Genomic DNA, 11,931 nt, shown 5'->3' on the forward strand with positions numbered 1-11,931 from the left:
TATAATAAAAAACGCGTAATGGGGGAAATTCCCCCCGAAAACTGAATGGAGAGTGGCGTGTCGACGGTAATTTATTCCTTTGCCCAACTGGAAGCGTTTACCGCCGTGGTGGAATACGGTGGCCTGGCAAAAGCGGCGATGAAGCTCGGGAAAGATCGTACGACGCTGCGCGACCTGATTGATTTTCTCGAAGATGGATTAGGGTACAGGCTGTTTGTGCGTGAAGGACGCACGCTGCGTCTGACCCCTGAGGGCGAGCAGCTGCAGCGGCAGGCGCACCTGCTGATGCGCCAGGTGAAAGCCTTTGAGGCATTTGCCAGCGCGGTACCGGAGCGTGCTACGCAGGACATCACGCTGGTTTACGATCCCTTTACCTCGAGGCCATTTTTGCAGGCGCTGATTGGCGAGATGGCGAAGCGACATTTACGTCTGAGCCTGGTCAGCGCCTCCCGGGATGAGGCGGAAGCGATGCTGGCCAGCGGGCAGGCGGATCTGGGCATTTGCCAGGCACGTAATCGCAGTGTGGGTAATGAAATGGAGTGGCGGGCGCTCGGGGCGATCGATATGGATTTCTACGCCTGCAACACGCTGTTCGCTGAAACCACGCAGCCGCTGTCGCTGCTTGAGTTATCGCTGGTGCCGCAGGTGATTATGCACGCCGCCTCGGATGAGCCGGTGGCGCGTCGTCTGCAAATTTCGGGGCACACCCTTTTTACCAACGAGCTGGAGATGTTGCGGGGCCTGCTGGAGCAGGGATGCGGCTGGGGATTTTTACCGACGCATTTCCAGCCGACCGGGTGGAAAAAGGTAAAAAGGCTGCACACCGAAGTGGGCAGCCAGGGGATAAGTCAGACGATGGTGACCATCTGGAAGCCGGGAAGCGACAAGCGAGAGAGGATCGCTGAAACGCTGTCACTGTTACCGGCGTTGTGGAAAAACTCAGCGCTGTGAACACCCATTGCACTGCTGATTCTGGATCTGCTGGAAGAAGTCGTTACCCTTGTCATCCACCAGGATAAACGCCGGGAAGTTTTCCACTTCGATTTTCCAGATGGCTTCCATACCCAGCTCAGGATAGGCCACGCACTCCAGACGCTTGATGCTGTTTTGTGCCAGTACCGCCGCCGGGCCGCCGATGCTGCCGAGGTAGAAACCGCCGTGCTTATGACAGGCATCGGTCACCTGCTGGCTACGGTTGCCTTTCGCCAGCATGATCATGCTCGCACCGTGAGACTGCAGCAGGTCGACGTACGAATCCATCCGTCCTGCCGTGGTTGGGCCGAGAGAGCCTGATGCATAGCCTTCCGGAGTCTTGGCCGGGCCTGCGTAGTAGATTGGATGGTCTTTGACGTACTGCGGCAGTTCTTCACCGTTGTCGAGCAGCTCTTTCAGCTTCGCGTGGGCAATGTCGCGCGCCACGATGATGGTGCCGTTCAGTGACAGGCGGGTAGAGACCGGATGAGCAGAAAGCTGGGCCAGGATCTCCTTCATCGGCTTATTCAGATTGATGCTGACCACGTCGCCTTCGCCCTGTTGACGCAGGGATTCAGGAATATACTGGCCCGGATTGTGCTCCAGTTTTTCAATCCAGATACCGTCGCGGTTGATTTTGGCTTTGATGTTGCGGTCAGCGGAGCAGGAGACGCCCATACCAATGGGGCAGGAGGCGCCGTGGCGCGGCAGACGGATCACGCGAATATCATGGGCGAAGTATTTCCCGCCAAACTGTGCGCCCAGGCCGAGGTTCTGTGCTTCCTGAAGCAGTTCCTGTTCGAGCTGAACATCACGGAACGCCTGACCGTGTTCGTTACCTTCGGTGGGCAGCGCGTCGTAATAGCGCGTTGAGGCGAGCTTAACGGTTTTCAGCGTCGCTTCAGCCGACGTTCCCCCAATCACGAAGGCAATATGGTAAGGCGGGCAGGCCGCGGTACCCAGGGTACGCATTTTCTCAACCAGGTAGTTTTTCAGCTTCGCCGGGGTAATCAGCGCTTTGGTTTCCTGATAGAGATAGGTTTTATTCGCGGAACCGCCGCCTTTTGCCATGCACAGGAATTTATATTCGTCCCCGTCGACGCTGTAGAGATCGATCTGCGCAGGCAGGTTAGTGCCGGTATTGACTTCTTTATACATATCCAGCGCGGCATTCTGGGAATAACGCAGGTTATCTTCGATGTAGGTGTTATAGACACCCTGACTCAGCGCGGCTTCGTCACCGCCACCGGTCCAGACGCGCTGGCCTTTTTTACCCATGATGATCGCCGTGCCGGTATCCTGGCAGGTGGGCAGCACGCCTTTGGCCGCGATTTCAGAGTTGCGCAGGAACTGCAGGGCAACGTATTTATCATTTTCGCTGGCTTGTGGGTCGTTAAGAATCGCGGCAACCTGTTTCTGATGCGAAGGGCGCAGCATAAAGGCGGCGTCGTGGAAAGCCTGCTGTGCCAGCAGCGTCAGCGCTTCGGGTTCCACTTTCAGGATCTCCTGACCCTCAAATTCGGCAACAGAGACGTGTTCTTTGGTCAGCAGATAGTATTCGGTATCGTCGTGTGCGAGAGGGAAGGGGTTCTGGTAGTAAAACGGTTTGTTTGACATAGCGTATTGCTCCAAAAAAATAAAACCGCCGGAGAGGTAGCCCGGCGGTCAGGGATCAGAACATCATGGACATCCACGGATAACCAATCAGCAGCAGGGCCGCCAGGAAGATGGCACCAAAGATGGTGCCGAGGCGCCAGTAGTCTTTGGTTGGCAGGTAGCCGCTACCGTAGTAGATAGGGCTAGGGCCGGTACCGTAAGGGGTGATAATCCCCATGACACCCAGGGAGGTCACCATCAGCAGGACGAACACCTCCATATTCATGCCCGGAATGGTAGAGGCGATGGTCAGCATCGCTGGCAGCAGCGCCGTGGTGTGTGCGGTGGTGCTGGCAAACAGGTAGTGCAGCAGGTAGAACGCCAGCAGCAGTACGATGGTGGCAACACCCGGCGAGATACCGCTCATCAGCAGACCGCCTTCTTTACCCAGCCAGCTAATGAAGCCCGTGGAGGAGAGGCCATCCGCCAGCGCAACCAGGGTGGCGAACCAGACGAAGGTGTTCCAGGCGGCTTTATTCCCGGTGATATCGTTCCACTCCAGCACCCCGGTCCACAGCATCAGACCCACGATTAACAATGCAGCCATCGCCGGTTCAATCCACGCGGCGGCGAAAATCCACATCAGCAGCGCGCAGCAGACGAAAATCAGCAGCAGGATTTCGTTACGGGACAGTTTGCCCAGTTTTTCCAGTTCACGGGTCGCCCACAGTGGCACTTCGTTGTTCACTTTAACTTCAGGCGGGTAGAACCAGTAGGCCAGCAGCGGCATGGTCAGAATCAGCAGCACGCCCAGCGGCAGGAATGCGATAAACCAGGTGCCCCAGGAGATGTCGATCCCCACGGTGCTTTTCACCAGCGCCAGCGCCAGCAGGTTCGGTGCGAGGGCAGACAGGAACATTGAGCTGGTAATACAGGCCGCGGTGATCGCCACCCACATCAGGTAAGAACCAATTTTACGCGCGCTTGGATCGTTCGGTTTTGAACCATACAGCGGCGGCAGGTTAGCGATAATCGGATAGATGGTCCCGCCGCTACGCGCGGTGTTGGAAGGTGTAAACGGTGCCAGCAGCAGGTCCGCGAAGGTGATAGCGTAACCGAGCGTCAGGCTGCGACGACCCAGATATTTCACCAGAATCAGCGCCAGACGGCGGCCGAAGCGGGTTTTGTCATAGCCTGCGGCAAACATGAAGGCACCGAAAATCAGCCATACGGTAGAGTTACCAAAACCGCTCACGGCCCATTTAAAGGAGGCACCCGCCAGTTTGAATTTCGGGTCGGCCAATTGTTCCGGGCTGAACAACACCCACTGGCTGCAGAGCGCAATTGCCACGACGCCGGTCAGGCCAATGACCGCGCCTGGCAGCGGTTCGAAGATTAAACCGACAATCACGCCGACAAAGATAGCGAAGTAGTGCCACGCGTAAGGAGGAAGCCCTTCCGGGACCGGAACAAACAGTAACAGCACGGCAACGACAATGGGCAATGCCATCATTAGCAGACGTTTTGCCTTTCCGTTGGATGCTTGACTCGCCACAGGGGGCGTTACAGCAGTTTTTGTATTCATAGTTTCGCGTCTTAAGTTGTCAGGAATTCGGTTATGCGCTGAAATATTCATTTGCTTTCTTTAGTTTGTTTTTATTTTATTTAGTTACTAAATGTGCGCATTTGCTATTTCAGTAATAGCGATTTAACGCATTTTTGATGCGCTAAATTAAAAATTGATGATATTTATATATTGCGCCTTTGACTGTCTCGATGCTTGATCGCGATCAAAAAAATAGAGTTGCGGTGGTGTTTTTGTTCAGTTGATAATAACCACTCTGGCGTATGTGGGTATTATTTATTTTGATATGTATTTTACTCAATGTTGTTAACATTTCAAATAACCATTTTCATATAACTATTTGTTTTTAATGGTTTGTTTTTGTCTCTTGGGATCGTAAAAAGGTCATTGATACGTTAACAGTGTTTAAAGGATTGTGAATGGAGTAATTAATATTGCTAACACCAATGTGTTATTAATGTTATTGAAGGGATTAAATAGTTTTTTAACTAACGTAATAGCTTTAGAAACTAAAAAAATCATTATATTAGTATTATGACATCGGAATAAAAAAATCGAAATAAAACTGAGCCCGATAACGAATTCTTAATTTTAAAGTTTGGAGTTTCTATTATGAGCACTAACGAACGTATTCTAAGCCCCTTCACATTACCGAATGGTACCGAACTGAAAAACCGTTTGTTAATGGCCCCTATGACGACCTGTACCGGTTATTACGACGGTACGGTGACCAGCGAGCTGGTTGAGTACTATCGCGCCCGCTCAGGCAGTATTGGTACCATTATTGTTGAGTGCTGCTTTGTTGACGATCTCGGTCTCGCCTTCCCGGGTGCGATTGGCATTGATAACGACGAGAAAATCGCCGGGCTGGCGAAGATCGCTGAGGCGATTAAGTCCAAAGGATCTAAAGCGCTGCTGCAGATCTACCACGGCGGCCGCATGGTTGATCCGAAACTGATCGGTGGCCGCACGCCGGTGGGGCCAAGTGCCGTTGCCGCGCCGCGTGACGGCGCCGCCACGCCGGTTGCCCTGACGGGGGAAGAAGTCGAAGGGATGATCGGTAAGTTCGGTGAAGCAGTACGCCGTGCGATTCAGGCGGGTTTCGATGGCGTTGAAATCCATGGGGCCAACACCTATTTGATTCAGCAGTTCTACTCTCCAAACTCTAACCAGCGTGACGACGAGTGGGGTGGCAGCCGCGATAACCGCGCGAAATTCCCGCTGGCCGTGCTCGACATCACCCATAAAATGGTGCGCCAGTACGCCGATGACGCCTTTATCATCGGCTATCGCTTCTCCCCTGAAGAGCTGGAAGAGCCGGGCATCCGCTTTGAAGACACCATGTACCTGCTGGAAAAGCTGGCCGCGCGCGGTGTGGATTATCTGCACTTCTCCGTTGGCGCAACCCTGCGTCCTTCTATTGTCGACACGCAGGATCCGACCCCGCTTATCGAAAAATACCGCGCAATGCGTTCTGACACGCTGGCGCAGGTGCCGGTCATGGGCGTCGGTGGCGTGGTCAATGCCGCGGATGCGAACGAGGCGCTGGAACATGGCTACGATCTTATCGCCGTAGGCCGCGCCACCATCGCCTATCCGGACTGGACAGACCGCATCGCGGCGGGAGAAACGCTGGAACTGTTTATGGACAGCACCCGACGCGAAGCGCTAAGCATCCCTGAGCCGCTGTGGCGTTTCTCGCTGGTGGAGGCGATGATCCGCGATATGAGCATGGGTGAATCGAAATTTAAACCGGGCATGTTTATTGAGAATGTTCGGGACGATAGCAATGAACTGGTGATTAACGTCAGCCTGGAGACCGACCGCATCGCCGACATTGAACTGGCTTCTGGCCCGACCCAGGACGTTGAGTTTGTCACCAGCTTCGAAGAGATCCGCACCCGTATTCTGGATGCAAACACCCCGCACGTGGATGCCATTACCGGTGCAACCAGCCAGAGTGAAGCGGTCAAAAAAGCGGTGTCCAAAGCCATGCTGAAATCCAGCAAAGCGCTGGCAGCCGAAGAGGGTGTCGACCCGAGCGAGACCCGAAGCGTTGACGTTGTGGTGGTCGGTAGCGGTGGCGCGGGTCTGGCCGCAGCAATCCAGGCGCATGACGAAGGCGCAAGCGTGCTGATTGTCGAGAAAATGCCCTCCATCGGCGGTAACACCATTAAAGCGTCTGCGGGGATGAACGCCGCGGAAACACGCTTCCAGCGGGTGAAAGGAATTCAGGACAGCAAAGAGCTGTTCTATCAGGAAAGCCTGAAAGGCGGTAAAAACAAGAACAACCCGGAACTGTTGCGCCGCTTTGTGGAAAATGCCCCGCAGGCGATCGAGTGGCTGGCGACCCGCGGCATTATGCTCAACGACATCACCACCACCGGCGGGATGAGCATCGACCGTACTCACCGTCCAAAAGACGGTTCTGCGGTGGGCGGCTATCTGATTAGCGGCCTGGTGCGTAACGTCAACAAACGCAACATCGAGGTCATGCTCGATACGTCGGTCAGCGACATTCTCTTCGAGAACGGCGAAGTCACCGGCGTACGTCTGACCACGGAAGAAAACGAAACCCTTACCGTAGCAACCAAAAGCGTCATTGTGGCTACCGGTGGTTTCAGCGCCAATAGCCAGATGGTGGTGAAGTACCGTCCTGACCTGGAAGGTTTCGTGACCACCAACCACAAAGGGGCGACAGGGGGCGGTATCGCGCTGCTGGAGCGTATTGGCGCCGGTACGGTCGATATGGGGGAAATCCAGATCCACCCAACCGTTGAGCAGAAAACCTCGTACCTGATTTCCGAATCCATCCGCGGTGGCGGGGCGATTCTGGTGAACCAGCAGGGGAACCGTTTCTTCAACGAGATGGAAACCCGCGATAAAGTCTCTGCACAAATTATCGCCCTGCCGGAGAAATACGCTTACATCGTCTTTGATGAGCATGTCCGCGCCAAAAACAAAGCGGCAGATGAGTACATCGCCAAAGGGTTTGTCACCAGCGCCAGCTCACCTAAAGCGCTGGCTGAAGCCCTGGGTATGGATTACCACGCTTTCCTGGCGACCCTGGAGCGTTACAACGGCTTTGTTGAAAAACAGCACGATGACGATTTTGGCCGTACGACCGCGCTGCGTGCGCCAATCAACGAAGGGCCATTCTATGCCATTCAGATTGCGCCGGGTGTGCACCACACCATGGGCGGTGTGACCATTAACACCGAAACCTGCGTACTGGACAGCAACCACAACGTGCTGCCAGGGGCATTTGCGGCCGGTGAAGTGGTCGGTGGTATCCACGGTGGTAACCGCATCGGGGGTAACGCGGTGGCAGATATCATTATTTTTGGTACGCTTGCCGGACATCAGGCGGCGATGCGCGCGAAAAGGGCGTAAGTCAGCCGTAAGGGTATGCCGGATACGCACCGTGTATCCGGCATTTCAACCAGGGAGCTTGCACCATGTCTTCTGACCACCGCGTCTACAGTTACTCCGCCGTTCTGATGGGATCGCCCATTCTCCTGAAGCTTTTCGCTCATGATGAAGCCCTCGCTTCTCGCGTTTTTAGACTGATTAAACAGTATGAAGACCTGCTGACCGTCAACCGTGCCAGCTCGCAGGTGATGGATATCAACCATGCTGCCGGTCTGCATACTGTCACCGTCAGTCGCCCGGTTTTTGAGCTTATCCGCTGTGCGAAAGCGGCAAGCCAGTTCAAGGACAGCGCATTCAACCTGGCCATCGGCCCACTGGTGAAACGCTGGAAAATCGGTTTTCGGGGAGATAGCGTTCCGCCTGCCGATGAAATCGCGTCGTTGCTCGCCATTACCCGTCCTGAGGATGTGGTCCTTGATGAGGCCAGCAGCAGCGTGTTCCTGACCCGGGCGGGCATGGAGATTGATCTGGGGGCCATCGCCAAAGGCTATATCGCCGACAGAGTGCGCGATTACCTGCGTAAAGAGGGCGCTCAACTGGGGCTTATTAATCTTGGCGGTAATATCCAGACGCTGGGTTCACCGGAAGGGGGCTGGAGCGTGGGGCTCAAAAAACCGTTCGCCGGGGAGGCGCTGATCGGTACGATGAACGTAGAGAACATGTCGGTGGTGACATCGGGTACCTACGAACGCTTTTTTGAGCAGAACGGCAGGCGTTATCACCACATACTTGACCCGCGCACCGGCTATCCGTTGGATAATGAACTGGACAGCGTCACCATCATTTCGAAAAACTCCATTGACGGTGATATCTGGACCACGCTGATGTACGGCATGGGCGTCAGTAAAGGCTGTTCAGCGCTGCGTGCACGACCCGACATTGAAGCAATCTTCGTGACCAAAACAAAAGAAGTGGTGCTCTCTTCAGCGCACCACTTCCGCTTTACCTTGCTGGATAACAGCTACCGCGTTACTGACAGTACTGCTTGAGCAGTGCCGTCTGTTCGGGCTGCAGGCGATAGCGATACACTGGCCGCCCGGTGGCACCGTAGTGAATGCTGGTGAACAGAATGTTGATTTGCGCCAGCCAGATCAGGTATTTGCGACAGGACACGCGCGAGATATTAACCGCGTTTGCCAGATCATCGGTGGAAAACTCCGTCTCCGGGTGCGCATCAATCCACTGACAAATCGTACGCAGCGTTTGCGGCGTTAACCCTTTCGGCAGTTTTTTACTGTCCGCCAGTTCCGGCGCACCGCCGTGGATCAATCTGTCGACGTCGGCTTGCTCATAGTACTGATGCGATCCCATCAGGCTGTGCTTTGCCTTCCAGCCGTTCAGCGCCTCTTCAAAACGCGGGAACTGGAACGGTTTAATCAGATAATCCACCACACCGTAATGGATGGAGGTCTGGATGGTGGCGGCATCGGCGGCGGAGGAGATCATAATGACATCGATCGGCCGGCCTGAGGCACGGATGACGGGAAGGAGATCCAGCCCGTTATCCTGCTGCATATAGACATCCAGCAGCACCAGATCGACAGGCTGGCTGGGGTCGTTAATGATGGCCCTGGCCTGGTTGAGCGTGGAGGCGACGCCGCAGCAGCTAAAGCCTTCAACACGGTTGACATACAGACGGTTGAGGTCGGCCACCATGGCGTCATCATCGACAATTAACACATTTATCACGCGATATTCCTCTCGCTATCCCAGGGGATGTGAACAAAAAATTGGGTAAATACGCCAGGCTCAGACTCGACGGTAATGTCTCCGCCCAGGTTCTGGATCTGCTGACGAGCAAGGAACAGCCCAACGCCGCGATTTTCGCCTTTGGTTGAGAAGCCCTTTGTAAAAACAGCCTCGAGCTGAGCCGGATCAATACCGGGGCCATCGTCGCTGACTTCGCAACTGAGCCAGCCATTCTGATAATGTAGCAGCAGGCCAATTTCGCCTTCCTGCTGTCCTTCCATCGCGTCGAGCGCGTTTTCAATGAGGTTACCCAGCACGGTAATCAGCACCGCAACCTGCTCTTCGTTGGCGGTATCCGGTATCTGGCACTCATCGGCCAGCGTCAGGGCGATCCCTGCTTCCTTAGCCCGGTTGATTTTACCCAGCAGGAACCCGGCTATCACCGGAGATTTAACTTTGCTCTGAATGGTACCAATATCGGTCTGATAATTATGCGCCGTCTGGATGATGTACTCTTCAAGTTTGTCGTAGCGCTTCATATGCAGCAGACCGAGGATCACGTGCAGTTTGTTCATAAACTCGTGCGTATGGGAGCGCAGGGCATCGACATAATTGACCATGCCATCGATACGCTGCATCAGCTGGCTGATTTCCGTTTTATCGCGAAAAGTGGTGATGGCACCAATAACCCGCTCCTGGCTTTTAACAGGCACCATGTTGCACAGCAAGAGTCGCCCGTTGCAGCTGATCTCCTGATCCTTGCGTGCAATGCCACTCTTCGAGACTTCCCGCAGGCTTGCCAGAAGGGGAGCACTGGCATTTTCGGTCTGTTTGCCGGAAGGCAGAAGCAATATTTCTCTGGCGGTGTGGTTAATCATCGTCACCCGGCCCTGAATATCCACGGCCAGTACCCCTTCGCGAAGCGACTGCAGCATCGCCTGCCGCTGTTCGAACAGCGCCGAGATCTCATACGGCTCAAGGCCGAACAGGATACGTTTGAGCACGCGAACCAGACCCCAGATGGCCAGCGAGCTCATCAATATACTGAATAATATGGTCCAGACGGCGTTAAGCCGCCCGCGGGCAATCTGATCTTCCACTTTTTTAAGGGAGATACCGACCACCACCACGCCGATTTGCTCGTGCTGGCTATCAAAGACGGGGGTGAAGACGCGAAGCGCTTCGGCGAGGGCACCCCGGTTAACGGCGACATGCTCCTTTCCTTCCAGCGCGGGCGTCAGGTCATCGCCGATAAAGTGCAGACCTAGCAGGGCTTCGTTCGGGTGCGAGTAACGAATACCGCGCATGTCGGTGACGACGGTGAAGAGCAGGTCGTTGCGCCTGGTGACCGCCTGGGCGATGGGTTGAATAATATCCGCCTGGGGAGCCTGCATCAGACCGCGTTGAATTTCGGGACTGTCGGCCAGCGTTCGCGCGATCCCAAGGGCCGTATCCTTAACATCATCGCGGGTGGCGCGGGTGATTTGGACGGAATAGAGCGCAAATACCAACAGCAGCACAGAACCGATAATCGCGCACACCATTAACGTGACCAGGGTGTTCAGTTTCATGGGGCGCTTGCGCGTCAGGGGGAAGGGCTGCAAATCGCTCATCAAAACTCCGCGATGATTAAGAAAGGGGTAATTATCGCCGATGACGCGCGTTTCTTAAAGCCATGTAAAGGCATGGATTCGGTCCTCTTTTCGTGACCCTCCTCGCAGGTCACCTGTCTAAAACACTTTATAGTGTAGGGGTACTCATAATAAGGAGGTTGTTTATGAGCATTACGCTTACCGGTTCGGTCAAGGAAAGACGGCACGCCAGCACGATGAATATCGATAGATTGTCCACGCTGGACATGCTGAAAGTCATTCACCAGGATGATGCCCTCATCTCCGCTGCAATAACCCCATGTTTAACAACGATCGCCCGCGTGGTGGATAACGCCGCTGCGACCCTGAGTCACGGTGGTCGTCTGGTCATTGTTGGCGCCGGCCCGTCAGGCCGTGTCGCGCAGCAGGCAGCCGATGAGTATGCCCCGGGAAAAACGCCAGTGATCGCCATAACGGCGGGAGAGGAGGCGGGCAGCTACGAGCGCGGTGTCGCCGACCTGCAGGCCATCAAATTTGGTGAACAGGATATGATGCTGGCGGTCACCGTCAGCGGCAAAACACCGTGGGTCTGGGGCGCGATGCGCCATGCGTGGTCGTTGGGTTCCCCGGTCGCGGCTATTACGGATGACGCGCAAAGTGAAGCCGCGCAGCTGGCGAGCATGGTGATTGCCCCGGAGCTTGGCGCGGACGCGATCGCGGGTTATATCAATACCAAAGCCGGGATCGCACAAAAAATGATCCTGACCATGATAACCACCGGCCTGGCGGTTCGAACCGGACGCGTGTTCAGCAACCTGCGCGTGGATCTGGACGCCAGCAACACCAAATGGTCTGAACGGCAAATTGCCATCGTCATGGAAGCGGGGGGATGCACCCGGTCAGCGGCGAAAGCCGCGCTGGAGAGCTGCAACCATAACTGTAAAACAGCGGTGCTGATGGTGCTGACAGGGCTGGATGCCTGGAAGGCGCATGAACTGTTGGCGCAGAATAACGGCTTTATTCGTCTGGCACTGCAGGAAGCTCCGTAACATTTCTCTGTTGAAT

At 55.1% G+C, this 11,931-nt stretch carries 8 protein-coding genes; 4 read left to right on the plus strand and 4 right to left on the minus strand.

Features of this window, described 5'->3' with window-relative positions; genetic code table 11:
• The first annotated feature begins 45 nt into the window (after positions 1-45).
• Positions 46-951 carry a LysR family transcriptional regulator gene (locus tag QRN24_RS07855; RefSeq protein WP_113656033.1) on the plus strand — a complete coding sequence of 302 codons (906 nt, stop codon included), beginning with the start codon at positions 46-48 and terminating at the stop codon, positions 949-951.
• On the opposite strand, the gene fumA is transcribed toward QRN24_RS07855, so the two are convergent.
• The gene (gene fumA / locus QRN24_RS07860; protein ID WP_025203790.1) at positions 940-2,589 is read right to left on the minus strand and encodes a class I fumarate hydratase FumA; all 1,650 of its coding nucleotides are present in this window, start codon (positions 2,587-2,589) and stop codon (positions 940-942) included. The genes QRN24_RS07855 and fumA overlap by 12 nt on opposite strands.
• 55 nt (positions 2,590-2,644) lie before the next feature.
• Entirely contained in the window at positions 2,645-4,153 is a 1,509-nt protein-coding gene (locus QRN24_RS07865) for an anion permease (RefSeq protein WP_072126457.1), read from the minus strand.
• A 612-nt stretch (positions 4,154-4,765) separates the two neighbouring features.
• On the opposite strand from QRN24_RS07865, the gene QRN24_RS07870 reads away from it, so the two are divergent.
• Both QRN24_RS07870 and QRN24_RS07875 read left to right on the plus strand, forming a co-directional pair.
• Positions 4,766-7,546, plus strand: a complete 2,781-nt coding sequence (locus QRN24_RS07870; RefSeq protein WP_250369042.1) for a flavocytochrome c — start codon at positions 4,766-4,768, stop codon at positions 7,544-7,546.
• A gap of 65 nt (positions 7,547-7,611) precedes the next feature.
• The gene (locus QRN24_RS07875) at positions 7,612-8,574 is read left to right on the plus strand and encodes an FAD:protein FMN transferase (protein WP_284942599.1); all 963 of its coding nucleotides are present in this window, start codon (positions 7,612-7,614) and stop codon (positions 8,572-8,574) included.
• Here QRN24_RS07875 and dcuR read toward each other — a convergent pair.
• Positions 8,555-9,274: a two-component system response regulator DcuR gene (dcuR, locus tag QRN24_RS07880; protein ID WP_014170753.1), complete on the minus strand. Its 720-nt coding sequence runs from the start codon at positions 9,272-9,274 to the stop codon at positions 8,555-8,557. The genes QRN24_RS07875 and dcuR overlap by 20 nt on opposite strands.
• The gene (locus tag QRN24_RS07885; RefSeq protein WP_020883323.1) at positions 9,271-10,887 is read right to left on the minus strand and encodes a sensor histidine kinase; all 1,617 of its coding nucleotides are present in this window, start codon (positions 10,885-10,887) and stop codon (positions 9,271-9,273) included. Before QRN24_RS07885 ends, dcuR begins: the two co-directional genes overlap by 4 nt.
• 164 nt (positions 10,888-11,051) lie before the next feature.
• Here QRN24_RS07885 and QRN24_RS07890 point away from each other — a divergent pair, with 164 nt between their 5' ends.
• Positions 11,052-11,915, plus strand: coding sequence for an N-acetylmuramic acid 6-phosphate etherase (locus QRN24_RS07890; protein ID WP_020883324.1), 864 nt, complete (start codon positions 11,052-11,054; stop codon positions 11,913-11,915).
• Positions 11,916-11,931: the final 16 nt, after the last annotated feature.

This window comes from Enterobacter sp. MEB024 (genome assembly GCF_030209635.1).
Classification (GTDB): domain Bacteria; phylum Pseudomonadota; class Gammaproteobacteria; order Enterobacterales; family Enterobacteriaceae; genus Enterobacter; species Enterobacter ludwigii.

Coding starts and splice junctions, on each gene's coding strand:
- QRN24_RS07855 (WP_113656033.1), top strand. CDS start 46: ATGGAGAGTGGCGTGTCGACGGTAATTTATTCCTTTGCCCAACTGGAA.
- fumA (WP_025203790.1), bottom strand. CDS start 2,589: ATGTCAAACAAACCGTTTTACTACCAGAACCCCTTCCCTCTCGCACAC.
- QRN24_RS07865 (WP_072126457.1), bottom strand. CDS start 4,153: ATGAATACAAAAACTGCTGTAACGCCCCCTGTGGCGAGTCAAGCATCC.
- QRN24_RS07870 (WP_250369042.1), top strand. CDS start 4,766: ATGAGCACTAACGAACGTATTCTAAGCCCCTTCACATTACCGAATGGT.
- QRN24_RS07875 (WP_284942599.1), top strand. CDS start 7,612: ATGTCTTCTGACCACCGCGTCTACAGTTACTCCGCCGTTCTGATGGGA.
- QRN24_RS07885 (WP_020883323.1), bottom strand. CDS start 10,887: ATGAGCGATTTGCAGCCCTTCCCCCTGACGCGCAAGCGCCCCATGAAA.
- QRN24_RS07890 (WP_020883324.1), top strand. CDS start 11,052: ATGAGCATTACGCTTACCGGTTCGGTCAAGGAAAGACGGCACGCCAGC.